This window comes from Fluviicola sp. (assembly GCF_039596395.1).
Classification (GTDB): Bacteria; Bacteroidota; Bacteroidia; order Flavobacteriales_D; family Crocinitomicaceae; genus Fluviicola.
Map to the genome: position 1 here is coordinate 158929 of NZ_JBCNJT010000002.1, position 17440 is coordinate 176368.

Annotated in this window: 15 protein-coding genes; 3 read left to right on the forward strand and 12 right to left on the reverse strand. The window is 43.5% G+C overall.

Features of this window, described 5'->3' with window-relative positions; genetic code table 11:
* Positions 1–21: 21 nt before the first annotated feature.
* The gene (locus ABDW02_RS09780; RefSeq protein WP_343634376.1) at positions 22–792 is read right to left on the reverse strand and encodes a hypothetical protein; all 771 of its coding nucleotides are present in this window, start codon (positions 790–792) and stop codon (positions 22–24) included.
* Between the two features lie 73 nt (positions 793–865).
* Between ABDW02_RS09780 and ABDW02_RS09785 the strand changes: the two genes are divergently transcribed.
* Positions 866–1477, forward strand: coding sequence for a TetR/AcrR family transcriptional regulator (locus tag ABDW02_RS09785; RefSeq protein ID WP_343634377.1), 612 nt, complete (start codon positions 866–868; stop codon positions 1475–1477).
* A gap of 7 nt (positions 1478–1484) precedes the next feature.
* Here the strand turns inward: ABDW02_RS09785 and ABDW02_RS09790 are convergent, their stop codons facing one another.
* The 4 genes from ABDW02_RS09790 to ftsA form a co-directional block, all read right to left on the reverse strand.
* Positions 1485–2423, reverse strand: a complete 939-nt coding sequence (locus tag ABDW02_RS09790) for an alkaline phosphatase family protein (protein WP_343634378.1) — start codon at positions 2421–2423, stop codon at positions 1485–1487.
* A 215-nt stretch (positions 2424–2638) separates the two neighbouring features.
* Positions 2639–3091, reverse strand: a complete 453-nt coding sequence (locus ABDW02_RS09795; RefSeq protein WP_343634379.1) for a GatB/YqeY domain-containing protein — start codon at positions 3089–3091, stop codon at positions 2639–2641.
* Between the two features lie 94 nt (positions 3092–3185).
* Positions 3186–4724, reverse strand: a complete 1539-nt coding sequence (gene ftsZ, locus ABDW02_RS09800) for a cell division protein FtsZ (protein WP_343634380.1) — start codon at positions 4722–4724, stop codon at positions 3186–3188.
* Positions 4725–4832: 108 nt separating this feature from the next.
* A complete protein-coding gene (ftsA, locus tag ABDW02_RS09805; RefSeq protein WP_343634381.1) occupies positions 4833–6122 on the reverse strand; it encodes a cell division protein FtsA in 1290 nt (429 codons plus the stop codon).
* 380 nt (positions 6123–6502) lie between these two features.
* Between ftsA and ABDW02_RS09810 the strand changes: the two genes are divergently transcribed.
* Together ABDW02_RS09810 and ABDW02_RS09815 are read left to right on the forward strand one after the other, a co-directional pair.
* Entirely contained in the window at positions 6503–8470 is a 1968-nt protein-coding gene (locus ABDW02_RS09810) for a sensor histidine kinase (protein WP_343634382.1), read from the forward strand.
* Positions 8471–9130 carry a response regulator transcription factor gene (locus ABDW02_RS09815; protein ID WP_343634383.1) on the forward strand — a complete coding sequence of 220 codons (660 nt, stop codon included), beginning with the start codon at positions 8471–8473 and terminating at the stop codon, positions 9128–9130.
* 682 nt (positions 9131–9812) lie between these two features.
* Here the strand turns inward: ABDW02_RS09815 and ABDW02_RS09820 are convergent.
* From ABDW02_RS09820 to mraY, 7 genes are read right to left on the reverse strand one after another with little or no spacing between them, the layout of a single operon-like run.
* The gene (locus ABDW02_RS09820) at positions 9813–10619 is read right to left on the reverse strand and encodes a hypothetical protein (protein WP_343634384.1); all 807 of its coding nucleotides are present in this window, start codon (positions 10617–10619) and stop codon (positions 9813–9815) included.
* Between the two features lies 1 nt (position 10620).
* The gene (gene murC, locus ABDW02_RS09825; RefSeq protein ID WP_343634385.1) at positions 10621–11985 is read right to left on the reverse strand and encodes a UDP-N-acetylmuramate--L-alanine ligase; all 1365 of its coding nucleotides are present in this window, start codon (positions 11983–11985) and stop codon (positions 10621–10623) included.
* A gap of 38 nt (positions 11986–12023) precedes the next feature.
* Positions 12024–13127 carry an undecaprenyldiphospho-muramoylpentapeptide beta-N-acetylglucosaminyltransferase gene (gene murG, locus ABDW02_RS09830; protein WP_343634386.1) on the reverse strand — a complete coding sequence of 368 codons (1104 nt, stop codon included), beginning with the start codon at positions 13125–13127 and terminating at the stop codon, positions 12024–12026.
* Positions 13124–14299, reverse strand: a complete 1176-nt coding sequence (locus ABDW02_RS09835) for an FtsW/RodA/SpoVE family cell cycle protein (RefSeq protein WP_343634387.1) — start codon at positions 14297–14299, stop codon at positions 13124–13126. Before ABDW02_RS09835 ends, murG begins: the two co-directional genes overlap by 4 nt.
* A 7-nt stretch (positions 14300–14306) precedes the next feature.
* Positions 14307–14774 (reverse strand): hypothetical protein, encoded by a 468-nt coding sequence (locus ABDW02_RS09840; protein ID WP_343634388.1) that lies wholly within the window; start codon positions 14772–14774, stop codon positions 14307–14309.
* Between the two features lie 11 nt (positions 14775–14785).
* On the reverse strand, positions 14786–16129 hold the full coding sequence (murD, locus tag ABDW02_RS09845) for a UDP-N-acetylmuramoyl-L-alanine--D-glutamate ligase (RefSeq protein WP_343634389.1): 1344 nt from the start codon (positions 16127–16129) through the stop codon (positions 14786–14788).
* Positions 16129–17382, reverse strand: coding sequence for a phospho-N-acetylmuramoyl-pentapeptide-transferase (gene mraY, locus ABDW02_RS09850; protein ID WP_343634390.1), 1254 nt, complete (start codon positions 17380–17382; stop codon positions 16129–16131). The genes murD and mraY overlap by 1 nt, the downstream gene beginning before the upstream one ends.
* Between the last annotated feature and the right edge of the window lie 58 nt (positions 17383–17440).

Sequence of the window (17440 nt, forward strand, 5' to 3'; positions counted from 1 at the left end):
AACTGATCATTTTGACATTCATTACTTCGGGCTGCCGATCAAATACAAAATTCCGACAGGACGTGACTGCTGCTTCCCTACTTTCCATTCGTAATTTTCATGCCCTTCGACGCGTGAGATCAGTTCGTTCATTTCCGGAACTGTATATGTCCGCAAGGCCGATAAAACTCCGTCGAGCATTACAAATAACGGAACCAGCGGAATGAGGTAAGTAAAAACAATACGTCCTATGGAAAACGGTTTGATGAAAGGAGTCATGAGCAAAACGTTGACCGGGGAAAAAAGCATGGCCAAAACACTTGGGACATTTCGTTCCTGGGATTCGAACAGAGCAATCGGGCTTTTGCTGTCAACTGCATTCTGAAGGATACGCACCACATCTTCTTCCCTGAAATGGTGCAAAGACAAAAACTGGGTGCGAACACCTTTCAAATGAGCCGGAACTTTTCGCGCATCCACAGATTCTTTTTCGTATGAAAACACCGGAGATTGCTTGCATACATATTCAAAGGCTTTGTGATTCGGATAGTAATCCGTGAGAATGATCTTCAAATTCGGATGTTCTTCCTGCAAACGCTTCGATAAACGTACCAAGCCGCCACCACCACCGGAAGCCATATCTACGATCGTTTGGTTTCCTTCTTCTTTTACCAGTTCGGATAAAAGCGGCGTCACATTTTTATAAATATCAAATTGATTGGAAATAAACTGAAGAAAATCCGTTAAATAATTTCTTAGGAAAGCGGGAAACCAGGATTGATCTTCAAATTCGAATAGCTGTTTACGTTTCATGAGAGATTTTTTTGTATCTTTAGGTCAAAGGTACTAAAATTATTTGAATTAGGTCAAGATTACTAAAAAAGAAATGAAAACGAGAGATAAAATATTACAAACAGCCTTGAACTTATTCAACAAATATGGAGTTCCAAACGTGACATTGCGCAGAATTGCAGCAGAAATGTTCATCAGTCAGGGAAACCTGAATTACCATTTCAAGCACCGGGAAGACATCATTGAAGCCTTATATTATCAGTTACTGGAAGTTTTCAATGCTGAAAAAGGGAAATTGGACACGGAAGAAATGACTTTCCAGTTCGTCATGGATTCTACGCGAGCCGGAATGGAAGCTTTGTTCAAATACCGGTTCCTGATGATTGATTTCAACCAGAATATGCGGGAGAACCCGAAACTTCATGCCCATTTTATCCAATTGGAAGAAATCCGCAAACAGACTTACCTGCACTCATTCAACCTGGCTATTGATGCCGGAGTGATGCGTGCACCGGCATTTAAAGGCGAATATGAGGGATTGAATGAACGGATTCGTGTTTACAGTGATTACTGGATTGCTTCTGCCGCAGTGTATAATGAACCTGAAGAAACCACGGTGGACAAATACCACAATTTATTGGTGGAAATGTTTTTTCCGTATTTCACCAAAGAGGCACAACGGGAGTTTTTATTGAAACGGTTGTAGTATTTTATCACCGGAACAAATCCAGCATGATCTCGCCCTGGCCGGTGTTCATCGGAAAATGGAGCAGTTCTTTAATGGTCGCAGGAATATCTACCTGATCATACTCTTTGCTGAACTGCACGTTTGATTTAAAGTCTGGTGACAAAGCCAAAAACTCGATGTGCCTGCATCCTTCACAGTCGTCGCCATGTGTTGTGTAGCCTCCGGGAATCCAATCGAGATGCCTTCCGTGATCGTTGGTGATGATCAAGGTGGTTTTATCTTTATAAAAAGCAGAGTTTTGGATGTAATTCCAGATTACGCCCACATATTGATCAGTTTTTTGAATGGCGTCGATGTATCTTAGGGAATCACTTTGATGCGCGAAATAATCCGGGTCTTTAAAAGCGATCAGCATCAGTTTCGGCTGATTGGAAGACAAGGTATTCAATGCTTGTTGCAAGGTAACGGAATCTGCCCGGTATCCGCCGGTACCATCTCCATTTACACCACAATTGAAAAACGGGCGGTATTGGTTCTGCCAGTCTGGATCCAGGCAATTGGAAAGTACCCGTAATTTATCTTTTGATCCCACAATGGCGCATTGGGTATAAAGATCGCCGGTACTTTTGAGGTAGGCCTGGAAAAAGGATGGATAATAGGGCAATTGTGTTCCGTCGTTTGTAATAGATTGATAGTTTCCTGTACAAATTGCCGTGTGACCGGGAATGGTGAATGTGACTCCCTGGTTTCTGAAATTGGTAAGCAGGACACCATAATCGGATAAACTATCTCTGACCGGAATGTTTGCCCGTAACGGATCGCCCCAGGTTTCCGAATAGCGCGGACCGTCAATGACTACTACAATGACATTTTGTGTTTGATATTCCTTTAGCACTGGCGCCTTGTCATGTGTACATGCCGTTAAAACCACCAGCAAACTTAAAACTGAAACTACCCGAAACATGGAACAAGTTACAAAAAATCCCTTCGGATTCACCAAAGGGGCAAACATTCTGTCCTCTTCTTGACATTCAAACACCAAAATACGGATAGACATCCATCTATTTGCCCAGTTGTAGCAAGGGATCGAGGCATTCAACAAAAAATCCTCCCGGCCAGGCCAGGAGGATTCTCCAACAATAAAAACAGAGTCTAAGGAAACTCTTGTTTAACAATACACTACAAATTCGCCAAAGCTTCTTTTACGAGCTCGGAAACGCGTTTCCCGTCAGCCTTTCCAGCCAACTGTCCGTTTACCGGCCCCATCACTTTCCCCATATCCTGGGGTCCGCTAGCACCGATTTCTGCAATCTTAGCTGCAATCACCTGGCGCACTTCGTCGTCGGACATCATTTTTGGTAAATAGTCCTCTAACACTTTAGCCTGAAACAATTCTTCATCTGCCAAATCGTTTCTTCCCTGGTCCACATAAATCTGGTACGTTTCCATGCGCTGTTTGTGAAGTTTCAAAACAATCTTGTTTGCCACTTCTTCCGTCAGTTCGCCGGACCCACCGGATGTTGCTTCCAGTAATAATTTACTTTTAATATCGCGCAAAACTGCAAGGCGTTCTTTTTCCTTGGCAAGCATGGCGTTCTTTATATCCTGGTTAATTTTTTCTGTAAAGTCCATTTTTTCTTTTTGGATTTTAAGACTGTAAGATTTTAGGACATTAAGACTTAATCAAAGTCCTTAGGCCTTAACATCCTAAAGTCCTAATATCTAATTAGTCAACGTTATCGTGTAAGAATGAGTTGTTGGTTTTGATCCCGTCATCTGACAATCCGAAACGGCTCACATGGGACTCTTCGCTTTTCACGACCTGGTCCAAATGAATGTTTCTTCTTACGAATGCAGGCTCATCTTCCAATTCTTTCAACCCTTCTGCTTTCTTCAACTTGTTGTTGTAATTCTTGATGCGTTCCATGCGCTCCATGTTACGGCGCTGCAATTCTTCCGCGCTTACAGGTGCTTTCTGAACTACATTCTCCAATTCAACTTTTGCCTGAGTTTCATCTTCTAAAAAGTAACGCTTAGGCTCTTCCTTTTCCTCAACGGAAGGAGTTGACATTGGTGTAACCATCGGTTTAGCTTCTGATTTCACTTCCCAATCAAACTCAATGGTACCGGAATTGGTCGTTTTTACTTCTTCTGCTTTCGGCTCCGATTTCAAAAACGGCTCTTCTTCCTTCTTCTCAGGAACAACCTGGTGTGTAGGAGAAGTCAAAGGAGTTTTGATCTCATTTTTCGGTTCGTCTTCCAAAACAGAAACTGTTTTTTCCGGAGCCTTTTCAAAACCCGTGAACGGAGTAGAATGGAACCCGGTCGCTACCAACGTAACGCTCAACTTGTTTCCTAAGCTCGGATCGTACCCGTGACCCCAGATAACATCTGCAGTAGATCCTGCTTCGTCCTGGATGTAGTCCGTGATTTCTCCGATCTCGTCCATCGTTACTTCGATATCACCGTAAGTGATGTTCAACAAGATGTATTTAGCACCTTCGATGTTGTTATCATTCAACAACGGAGAGTTCAATGCTTCCTGAACGGCAGTAATCGCACGGCCTTCACCTTCAGCAACCGACGATCCCATGATTGCAACTCCGGAATCACGCATGACCGTGTTTACGTCGTTGAAATCCACGTTAATCGCACCGGTCGTAGTAATTACATCCGCAATTCCTTTCGCAGCAGTTGCCAATACGTTATCAGCCATAGCAAAAGCCTGGGCCAATGACATATTCCCACCTACTTCACGCAAACGCTCATTGTTGATCACCAATAAGGTGTCCACGCACTGGCGCATGACGTCCAATCCTTCTTCTGCCTGCTGGCGACGACGACGTCCTTCAAAAGCGAAAGGAACCGTTACGATACCAACAGTCAATATATTTAATTCTTTAGCAACCTGTGCAATTACCGGCGCAGCACCTGTTCCGGTTCCACCACCCATTCCGGCAGTTACGAAAACCATTTTGGTACCGCTTGAAAGCAACGTGCGAATATCCTCGATATTCTCAACAGCAGCATTTCTACCAATTTCAGGAATAGCCCCCGCACCACGTCCTTCAGTAAGGCTCGGCCCCAACTGAATTTTATAAGGCACCGGAGAAATATCCAAAGCCTGACGGTCTGTATTACAAACGATGAAATCAACACCTTTGATTTCCTGATCGAACATGTGGTTTACAGCATTACTTCCACCACCACCAACACCAATTACCTTGATAATTGAAGTTGTTCCTTTTGGCAAATCGAATTCCATATGCTTCTTTTTATTGTTGTTGTTATTGTTGTCTTTTTAATCCTTAAGCCATCAGGCTTTTCACTCCGTTACCGGTCCATAACGGATTCGATTCCGGCTAATTTACTATTACTCTTCTTCCGCGAAGAAATTTTTACTCTTTGTTAACAAAGTATCGAAGAAACTTCCTCGTGTTTTGGTAGAATGCGTTTTTACCTGACCGGTTACAGGCGATTCAACCTGTTTCTGAGTCGTGTCATTTTCAAAACCTTTCATCACCAAACCGATACCTGTTGCATACATCGGGGATGTAATCGCTTCGATTGTATTTGTAGATGCCAAATGCTCTGTCGGAAGACCGATGCGTGTAGTCATTCCGGTCATGTATTCGAACAACTGCGTGATGTGCTTCAATTGCGACCCACCACCTGTTACAACGATACCGGCAATCATTTTCTTCTCGTATCCGGAGTTTACGATTTCGTAATGAACGTGTTCGATAATCTCTTCCATACGTGCCTGAATGATGCTTGCCAAATTACGCAGTGTAATCTCTTTCGGATCTCTTCCGCGCAATCCCGGGATGCAAACCACTTCTGTTTCCAGACTTTCAGATGCCAAAGCAGATCCGAACTTCACTTTCAACGCTTCTGCGTGACGGCGAAGAATGGTACATCCTTCCTTGATATCATCCGTAATTACATTACCACCGAAAGGAATTACGGCTGTATGACGGATTACTCCTTCGTGGAAAATAGCCACGTCGGTTGTTCCACCACCGATATCCACCAAAACAACTCCGGCCTCTTTTTCTTCATCGTTCAAAACAGCATCTGCAGAAGCAATCGGCTCCAGGATGATATCTTTCACCTGTAAACCTGATTTGTCCACACACACTTTAATATTCTTCGCTGCATTGATCTGACCTGTGATGATGTGGAAATTCGCTTCCAGGCGAACACCCATCATACCAACCGGATCGATGATTCCCTGCTCGTTGTCAACAATGTATTCCTGCGGCAATACATGGATGATTTCTTCACCCGGCGGCATTACCAGCTTGTACATATCGTCGATCAATGCATTGATATCCTTTTGAGAAATTTCCGTATCCGGATTGTTCCGGGTGTAAATCCCTCTGTGCTGCAAACTTTTGATGTGCTGACCTGCAATTCCCACATTCACTACGCGAATGATCAAATCTGCGTCCACACGGTTTTGAGCTTCTTCAACAGCCGCTTTGATGGATTGCACCGTTTTCTCAATATTGGACACGATTCCTCTGGCAACACCTAACGACTCGCTTTTCCCCATGGAAATAATTTCAATCTTCCCATGATCATTTTTCGTTCCGACCAAACATGCAATTTTGGTTGTTCCGATATCCAATCCAACTACAATCTTTTTTCCCGCTGACATAAACTCTTCTTTTTCTCTTCAACCTACTCCAAGTTTTTAACAAGGAGCCAAATCAATCCGAACGCTCTTTCCTTAAATGGTTTATCCAATTAATTAGTGCTTTTATCGGGTAAAAACCGGTACATATCGATGCTTTAGTCCTGACCCATAATACGGTATCTACAAACTTAAATTTTATTTTGCCGTCTTTTTCGTGAATTTCGAATACTTATTAAACAAGTATTGTTAATAAAAGCAGGCTGATTTTTAGGCCTGAAACCGACCTTTAACCCAGTAAAACCGATGCCTTTCAACTAGGTTGTTAATTATCAGTTCCTTCATATTCCGGAAACAAAAAATTTATTTAACTTTAATGACTACGCACGAACCAAATTATTACCATGCCAAAACGATACTTGATCGTACTATTACTATTGTTGGTTTTTAAGCCTGCGAACGCTCAAAAAACTGACCTCCAAAAACTTGAAGATTTAAAGCTCCGAATCAAGCAGGCAACCTATTACGACAGCGCAACAGTGTTTTCACTCGGTAAGCAATGCATTCAGCTGGCTAAAAAGCTCCGGAAAGAAAATGAGATCGGCTATGTTTACCAGTATTACGGAAGCTTTAATTACTACGCCAATAACCTGGATCAAGCCAAAAAGTATTACGCCAAAAGTATTTCTGTCGGAGAAAAAACCAAAGATTACAAACTGATCAATTCGACCAAAATCAGGCTCAATTTTTTGACTTTGGACCAGGACGTTCTGGAAGCAGAAGACGGTTTTAAAGAACTGTTGAAAGACGCCAAAAAAGGCAATTACATTGAAAACCAGCTTGAAATTTACAATGGTTTCGGGATCATGTTCGAAGCCCGGCTCATGTACGACAAAGCCACCGAAAGTTACCTGCAGGGTTTGCGCATCGCTGAAAAGCATCACCAAAAATTCGCGACCGGTTACCTGCTCAATAACCTGGCATTACTCAAACTAAAGGCAAAAAAATACAAGGAAGCCAAAAAAGACCTGGAACGAGCCCTGATCCTGGCAACCGAAACCAATCAATCGCGCCTGCGCCTGAATGTTCTGAACAATCTTGGACTGGTTACACGCGAAATAAAAGATTTCAAAGGCTCCATTGTCCACTACCAGCAAACCGTTGCGGACGCTAAGAAAATAGGTTTCCCAGCAGGAATTGTCGCAGCTTATATCAATCTGTCTTCCTCTTACCTGGACAACAAACAATTGACCGAAGCATCCAAAAGCAGTGATTCCGCACTTGCTATTGTCAAAACCTACCGCGACCCGCTTTTCCTGATTAATACCTACCTGATCAGGGGATTGGTTTCCACCGAGCAAAAAGATTTTGCCACCGCCAAACGTTGTATTGATTCGGTAGACTTATTCCTGAAATCATACAACGACCCGAATTTCCGGAAGGAATTGATCGGATTGCAATCCAAACTGGCATCTGCTCAAGGAAATTTCAAACAGGCTTATGAACTGGAACGCAAATTCAGCAGTTTATCCGACAGTATTCGCGAAGTCTCGAATGAAAACGAACAGATGCGCTTACAGACTATCTACGGGAAGGAACGTCTTGAAAATGCACTCACGGATTCCAAACAGCGTAACAAAATTCTTCGTACCAAAAGCGAATTGAAATCGGCCAATTACCGTTTCACTTTCCTGGTCATTCTCTCCTTATTTTTGCTCGTCCTGGCAGCGATCTACATTTACAACGTGCAGAAATCCCGGAAAATAAAATCCGTTTTTTCGCAAAAATTAATTGAACAGATCGATGAAGAACGTTCGCGCATCTCCAAAGACCTGCACGACGATATCGGTCAAAGTCTGGCTGTTGTGAAATCCAAACTAAACCTGTTTTCCACCGGAAAAATTACGCAATTAGACGGTGTGGACAGCGAGATCGGCGACATCCTGGAACAAACGCGTGTATTGAGCCACCAGCTTCACCCGACGGCCCTGGAAAAAATAGGCCTGGAACGTGCACTGAATTCCATCATCGAGAAAACTCAGTCCGGAACAGACATGGTTTGTAATTTCGATTTCAATATTGAAGGAAAAGAGGTTGACCTGGAAACCAGTTCTCAGATTTACCGCATTATTCAGGAATGTATTTCCAACACCATCAAACATGCCCGCGCAAGCGCCTTGAAAGTAAGCGTGGAACGAAAAAATGGGGAACTGGTCGTACAATACCGCGACAATGGGATCGGCATTTCGGATTCCCAGGATAAATTGGGACTGGGACTTTTAACGATCCGGGAAAGAACAGCTATTATTGGCGGCAGGCTGGATTTAAAAACGGGCACTAACAAGGGAATTTCTCTCACAATAACTGTATAGATGAAAGTAATTTTAGCAGACGATCATCCTATTTTCAGAAGCGGCTTGAAATTCCTGCTGGAGTCTTCATTCGACCACGTGGAAATCCAGGCCTATGAAAATGGCGCCCAGGTGATGGAAAATATTCCTTTGTTCAACCCGGATATTGTTTTGCTGGATATCGACATGCCTGTTCAGAACGGATTGGAAACCTGTTCCATCATTCAGCAACAATACCCGGAACTTGCCGTGATTATCCTTTCCATTCACAAAACCACCGACATTATCAAACTTGCCTTTTACAACGGCGCGAGGGGATATTTAATCAAAGACAATACATCGGAAGAAATCGTGGAATGTATCAACTGGGTATTGGCAGGAAAAACGTATTTGCCGCTTGTTCTGAGAAATCAGCACGACAAACGCGAAATTGATCCGCGTATGGACCTCATTACAGACGAGATCAATTCACTTACACCCACCGAATTAAAAGTTTTAAAGCTCGTCAGCAAAAAATACTCCAGCAAAGAAATCGCGAACCTGCTTTTCGTATCCCCGAAATCTGTTGAGAATTACCGCTCCCGGATCTGCAAAAAACTGAACCTGGACGCCCGGAATAACAGTTTGATATTATGGTGCATGGAAAATAAATTTCTATTGGATTCGGACCAACTTCAATAAATTAAAAAATGTTCAAATGTTTCAGCCAAGGCTGATTCAAATGTTTAAATTCTAATAAATCTCTTTGGCACTTGACCTCTTTGACTCCTTTAAACTTTTTTTGAACTTTCTTTTTGAACTTTCTTTTTGAACTTTCTTGAACTTTCTCTAAACAACAAGAGATCCTGTTTCCTGCAGAATCTCTTAGTTTCGGGGCATAGTTGTGTGACCTAATTTAGTTTGAGCAGTAGCAAGCAGTGGTATATAATCGTTTAATCTTTTCTGAATACAGCCGTAAGGGCCTGGTTCTGATACGCAACCTGCTCCCACTGGGAATATCAATCACTTAAGTGTGAATATAACCAGTAGGAGCTTTATCGTTGCTTTGCAACAGTTCATGTGGTATCTCTCCATTTTCACCTCTTTAAAGAAGCGTCCACTACCAGGATGAACTGTTTGCAGATGATTTAACGTAACATCTTGTTGTGTCACAGAACTAATACACAACGTAGAAAAAAAGTAGTAGTAGATTATTACGTGTCATCTATGCTTTTTAAAAATATCCTTTCAGTTAAAGTTTACTTAGCAAATCTAGATTTACAAAAGCATATATTTAAGAGGGCTGCCCCCTCAAAAATTAGTTACTAAATTTTAGTACGATTAATTTACAACAATATCAGGTGATATTGTTTAAAAACAAACATCAAAGCGTGTCACGCAAATAGGTGCATACCACTTGGTTGCGGTATTTGAGGTTGATAGTCTTGTATTTATTCCATCCCACATATGGAAGGCCATTCGTGTAGAAAACGACGAGTTTTTTTAATTTTTCGCTCACATCCCGTTCGGAAGGAGCCGGACCTAAAACGATGCGCTGGGCACCTACCCTCGGAATCAGGATAAAATCTCCCCAACGATCGCGGTGCACCTGGCTGATTTGCGCGCTCAAGAACTGGTTTTCGTGAATTACTTTTGCAATGTGGAAGATTTCGTCCAAACTGCGCTCATTCTTTAATTTCGGATCAGCTTCGATATCGCTTACAAGTAATGTATCGGATTTATCTTTGATATTTCCCGTAAAAACAAGAATTCGGGCGGTAAAATTCGGAGTCGGGTCCATGGTAGCTCCTTTGGCATCCACATAAAAACTTTCACCGAATTGATTGAAAATACGCGCATACGGCTGTCTTACCTTCAATTTAATTCCCCAGTTCCCTCCCAATTGCTTAAAGACATTGACTTCCTCCACCTCGTGCATTTTGCGGATGTGTTCTTCAATTGCCTTTGTATTGAGGTTTTTCATTAACTGGTTCGGGTAGAAAAGATTGAGGCGTTTGAGACGGACAAGCAATTCGCTTTCTGTCAAAAATGCATTTTCATCTACTACGGAAATGGAAATATTGGGCTCCTGAACAATTGCTTCATCCTGGTTTTTACGCGCCAAAAACAGCACCGCAATGATGGCAACAGCAAACAAGGCCCAAGCTACTATTTTCAGTTTCCCTTTCAATTTAATTCTTTTCCAATAGTTGCTTCAATTGCGGAACAATGCGATCAATATCGCCTGCCCCGATCGTTAAAATAACTCCTTCCCGAATAGAGTTCGCAAATTCGAGAACTTGCTCCGGAGTTTTCAAACTGGCATTTTTCCCGATCTTACGTACCAATTCATCACTCGTAACTCCCGGAATAGGTTCTTCACGCGCCGGATAGATCGGCATGATGATCGCTTCATCCAATTTCCCCAATTCTTCTACAAATCCTTCTTCGAAATCCCGTGTGCGGGAAAACAAATGCGGCTGAAAAATACCAACCACTTTTTTATCCGGGTAAAGTAACCGGATGGAAGAAACAAGTGCCGCAATTTCGGTAGGATGATGCGCGTAATCGTCGATATAAACCAACTTCTCCGTTCGTACTTGGTATTCAAAACGTCTTTTGACCCCTTTGAAATCCTGCAGTCCGGAACGGATTTCCGCTTCCGAAAGCCCCAATTCTTTGCACATTGCTGCAACAGCCAGTGCATTTTCTGCATTGTGAATTCCCGGCAAACCTAAAACCACATCCTTCCACACCTCGTTTTCAAAATGAACATTCATCAAAAAACGGCCATTTTCATAGTGCAATCCGGTTCCGTATACTTGCGCATCCGGCTGATCGATTCCATAGGAAATTCCCTGAAATCCGGTTTGTTTGAGCGGAAGCCCGTATTTGTAGATCAATAGCTGATTTTCTTTGTGCTTATCGGCGTATTCCTGGAACCCTTCAATAAACGATTCGGTAGTTCCGTAAATATCCAGATGGTCCGGGTCCATTGCCGTAATAATACTTGCATAGGGTTTCAAACGCAGAAAAGAACGGTCAAATTCATCCGCTTCGATCACCGAATAGTCGGCAGAAGCATTCACCAAAACATTCGAATTGAAATTGGAAGAAATTCCTCCCAAAAATGCAGAACATTTCAAATGCGACTGACTCAATACATAAGCTAACATAGTCGAAGTGGTTGTTTTGCCATGTGTACCGGCAACACCCAATCCTTTACTCGTTTGCGTGATCAAACCGAGCACCTCGCTGCGTTTTAAAACGGGATGATTTTTCTGAACATATACCAACTCTCCCATATTTTTTGGAATGGCGGGAGTGTAAACAACTAGGGTAGAATCCGTGTTTTGGTACTCAGCAGGAATGTTCTCCCCCAAATCTTCGAAATGGATGGCAATGCCTTCCGCCTGCAATTCATCCGTTAAAGGTGAAGGCGTTTTATCGTAACCGGCCACATCAAAGCCCTTTGCTTTGAAATAACGCGCCAGTGCCGACATCCCGATTCCGCCGATGCCTATGAAATAAAAGCGTTTAATATTATCCAATTTCATTTTATTGTCGTTTTGTAGGGACACGATACGTCGCGTCCCTACGCCAGATTTTCAATCACATCCACAATATCCGCGGTGGCATTCGGTTTTGCCATGCGTTTGATTGCAACACGCAATTCATTCATTTTATTGTCGTCATTCAGGACCTGGATTGCTCCTGAAATCAATTGTTCTTTTGCCACATCATCCTTGATCAGGATGGCTGCCCGGTTCTTCACCAATGCCATGGCATTTTTTGTCTGATGATCTTCAGACACATTCGGAGACGGAACCAGAATCGTTGGTTTTCCTACGATGCACAATTCCGAAATGGACAATGCACCCGCACGTGAAACGATCACATCCGCCACTCCGTAAGCCGCATCCATTCGTGCAATGAAATCCGTAAGGTAAACCGGAGCTTTCTTCCGAATCTCCAATTCCTTTTTCATGTCTTCGAAATAGTATTTTCCGCATTGCCACAACACTTGCACATTTGCTGCTTCCAGATCAGTCAGTGCGTGAAGAACTCCTTCATTCAGAGTCCGCGCGCCCAAACTTCCCCCCATCACCAAAATGGTCCGTTTGGAAGGGTCCAATGCCGGAAATTCGTTGAATGCTTCTTCTTTACTGATCGATGCGCGATTCAACTCTTCGCGAACCGGGTTTCCGGTCAAACGGATCGTTGCCGGAGGAAAAACACCTTCCAAACCTTCGTAAGCCGTACAAACCGCCTTCACTTTTTTGGAAAGAAGACGATTGGTTTTTCCCGGATAGGAATTCTGCTCCTGGATCAGCGTGGGAATTCCCAAGCGCTGCGCCATTTTTAAAGTCGGGCCGCTGGCATAACCGCCCACACCGATCACCACTTCCGGCTTGAAGTCTTTTAAAATATTTTTCGCCTGCGACAAACTTTTCATCAATTTAAACGGAAGCGCCAGGTTTTTCACCGTCAGTTTTCGCTGTAAACCAACGATCGGTAAACCGACAATTTTGTATCCTGCTGCGGGAACTTTTTCCATTTCCATTTTTCCTTCCGCTCCCACGAAAAGGATTTCCGCATCCGGATTGCGTTTCTTAATCTCGTTTGCAATGGCTAGTGCAGGAAAGATATGTCCTCCCGTTCCACCGCCCGATATCACTATTTTCTTCAATTCTTTCATGCAAAAACAGGTTCAGATTCCACACTATTTTTCTCTTCTTGTTTCTGGGCAACTCCCTGCACAATCCCGATTCCCACACAAGCCATGATCATCGCAGATCCTCCCATTGCCAGGAATGGCATGTTTTGACCCGTAACCGGGAAAATTCCCGTGCACACCATCATATTTACAGCCGCCTGGGAAAGCAATAAAATCCCGATTCCTAAACAGACGTAGGTTTCAAACAGGTTTTCGGCCCGGAGTGCTATCCGCATGATGCGATAGAGCAAAATGAGGTAAAACAACACGAGTATGATGGCGAAAAACGATCCGAATTCCTCCACAAACGATGCATAGAAAAAATCTGCATAAGCTTCCGGGATGAACTCTTTTACTTTTCCTTTCCCGATTCCCTGACCGAAGAAACCACCTAGGTAAATCGCCTGTTCAGCGTTATTCGCCTGCAAGTTTCCTGCCTGATCAATGTCCCCGCTGTTTTCATACCGGTTTGAGATCCGGTTCATCCACGTATCGTATCGCGGAAGAATATTCAATTCCGGCAAGGCTTTGTGCAAACCAACTGCCATGACGAACAACAGGATTCCGGCAAAAATGACCGAAAACAATTTCGAAAAAGGAACTCTTCCGAGGAAAAGCAAGGTAAAGCTGATCATAAACAGAATGGCAGCCGTTGAAAAGTTATCCTTAACAATCAACCCACAAATAATAACTATCGGTGCCATTACCGGTAAAAAGCCTTTTTTCCAATCGTTCATTTCGTCCTTTTTCTTCACCAGCATGCGTGAAACATAAATCAATAAAGCGAGCTTGGCAAAATCGGAAGACTGGAAGGTCAACCCCACAAAAGGGATCTTCACCCATCGACCCGCCTCGTTTACTTTCGTACCGAAGAAAAGCGTGAAAATCAATAAGGCAATCGAGCCGTAATAAATAATCTTAGACATTTTGGAAATGTACATCGGGTCGCGCTTATGCACCCAGTACATGGCCAAAACAGCCAACAAAATGTATATAAAATGCTTGAATAAGTATTTAAATGGCGTTCCACCCTCGATCTTCACAAGGATCGGGACAAAACTGTACACAGAAACCAATGAGAAGCCAAGCAAAATGAGTGTAATTACCCAGATTACCAAGTCTCCTTTAAAATGCTTTCTTAGAAACTGTACCATGTTTTACTTATTGATGTAGCTTAACAAAGTTCTCGAAAACCTCCATTTTTGTTTTCCACTCATTGCCCTGAACGGTGAAGAGCAGAATATGTCTTGCCTGCTTCGTCCTCTTTAAAAATTCCAATGCATCTTCCAGCGAATCAGTTCCTGTAACCAAAGGCATTTGGGAAATGATATCGGATGGAATGGAAAGCTGTGGATTATCGAACTGTGCGCACCACTGAACGGAACGCAAGGTCTCAGGATCCACCTGGGCCATTTCCTGGATATTATACTCATTCGCCAACCAGAATACCGGAAACGGGAAAGTCGAAATGGTTGCGGAAAGTTCAACAACAGCCGGTTTGTACCAGGTAAATACATCCATTCCCCACAATTTACCCAAGGGCCGCAGGGACATGCGCTCCGCCGCATCCAGTGACTCTTTACGGGCCTGGAGCAGTTGAGCCTGCTGATCAACTTTTTTAATTTCCATGACGCATTGATTTAAAGTGAACGAACAGCCTCTTTAAATTGATTTCCTCTGTCTTCGTAATTCTCGAACAAATCGAAACTTGCACAAGCCGGAGATAACAAAACTGTTTCGTCTTTTTTAGCCAAACGGTAACCGTAAGCAACTGCTTCCATAGCGGAACCTGCCTCTACAATTGTTTCCACATGGCCGGAAAAAGTATCGATGATCTTTTGGTTGTCTTTCCCCAGGCAAATGATCGCTTTTACTTTCTCTTTCACCAAATCCAACAATTCGGTGTAATCGTTTCCTTTATCCACACCACCAACAATCCAAACCGTTGGCTGCTCCATGCTTTCCAATGCAAACCAGGTTGAGTTTACGTTAGTAGCTTTGGAATCGTTGATAAATTCAATACCGCATACTTTGGCAACAAATTCCAGGCGGTGTTCCACATTTACGAAGTCGGACAGACTTTCGCGCACAATCTCCTTGCGAATATCAAGGATTCGACCCGCTAGCCCGGAAGCCAGGGAGTTTTGGGTATTGTGCTTACCCTTCAATGCTAGTTCATGAATAGACATAGTGAATTGATTGTTAAAGTTTATGATGAGTTGTTTGTTTGCTACGTATCCTCCTTCTTCAAATTCCTGCGTCAATGAGAAAGGAAGTTTTTTTGCCGGAATAGCCCGTTTCTCTATCTCAGCCAGTATTGTTTTATCGTCTGCATTGTAGATGAAATAATCTGCTGCAGTCTGGTTGTTCAGGATGCGGAATTTCGAATTCACATACAATTGCATGTTGTATTCGTAACGGTCCAGATGATCCGGCGTAATGTTCGTCAGGATGGCTATTTCCGCCTTGAAATCTTCCATGTCGTCCAGCTGGAAAGAACTCAACTCCAGCACATAGATCTCATTCTCTTCCAGAGCCACCTGCTTCGCAAAACTGTACCCGACATTTCCGGCTAATCCTACTTTCAACCCTGCTTTTTTCAGCATGTGGTGAATCAGCATAGTCGTGGTCGTTTTCCCGTTACTTCCGGTGATGCAGACTTTCTTCGCCGTTGTAAAGTATCCCGCAAATTCGATCTCCGAAATCACTTTGATCCCTTTCTCCCGAATGGCTTTCATGACCGGTGCTTTTTCCGGAATACCCGGAGATTTGATCACCAGATCCGCTTCCAGGATGCGCTCCATCGAATGCGCGCCCTGCTCCCATTCCAGCTGATACTCATTCAGTTCAGCCTGGAAAGAATCCTTGATCGTGCCGAAATCGGAAATAAAGGTTTTTGCCCCTTTCACTTTCGCAAGGATTGCAGCACCGACTCCACTTTCGCCGGCACCCAAAACAACTACTATTTTGTTCTGAATGTTCATTAACGCAGTTTCAGGGTTACAATGGATACAACAGCCAGCAGGATCGCAACGATCCAGAAACGGGATACGATTTTCGCTTCGTGCAGTCCTTTTTTCTGGTAATGGTGATGCAAAGGCGCCATGCGGAAAATCCGGCGGCCTTCACCGAATCTGCGCTTGGTGTATTTGAAATACCCCACCTGCATGATCACGGATAAATTTTCGACCAGGAAGATTCCGCACAAAACCGGGATCAATAATTCCTTGCGAATGGAAATAGCGAATACCGCAATGATTCCACCCAGGGCCAAACTTCCGGTATCTCCCATGAAAACCTGCGCCGGGTAACTGTTGTACCACAGGAATCCGATACACGCTCCCACGAATGCCGCGATAAAGATTACAAGCTCCTCCGCATACGGAACGTACATCACATTCAGGTAATCCGCGAAGTGCACATTCGATGTTACATACGCCAGCACCGCCAGCGCAATTCCCGCAATGGCACTCGTTCCGGTTGCAAGTCCGTCGAGCCCGTCGGTCATGTTTGCCCCGTTCGAAACGGCTATCACAATGATAATTACAAACGGAATGAACAAAGCCCAGCCATACGATTTATCGATATCTCCGATCAGCCAGTTGTAATTGAACTCGTTGTTCTTTACAAAAGGAATGGTCGTGGTCATATCACGCGTTACGATCCATTTGGAAGGAATCGTGTCCGAAATCACATCTTTGGAATGCTGGTGCGTTACAAAAGATTCTCCTGCCTGCAATTGGTAATCAGCCGCAACACGTTTGTGCACCTGCACATCCGGGTGGAAATACAAAATCGATCCGACAATGATACCTACACCAATCTGACCGACTACTTTGAATTTTCCTTTCAGACCTTCTTTGTTCTTTTTGAAAACTTTGATGTAATCATCCAGGAATCCGATCATTCCCAGCCAAACAGTTGCCAGAAGCATGGTGAAAACGTACACATTGTGCAGTTTCGCGAAAAGCAAAGTCGGGATCAGGATCGCGGAAAGGATGATAATTCCTCCCATAGTCGGCGTACCTGCTTTTTCCAGCTGACCCGCCAATCCCAAATCGCGCACCGTTTCACCGATTTGCTGACGACGCAGCAGGTTAATCAAGCGCTTTCCGAAAATAATGGACACGATCAATGAAGTGATCAATGCCATTGCAGCTCTGAATGAAATATAATGGAACAACCCCGCTCCGGGGAAATCCATTTCTGCTAAATAATTAAAGAGGTATGTTAACATAACTTTTTAGTATTTGATTTATGCTCGCTTTGCTCGGGTTTTGCCACGAATTCACGAA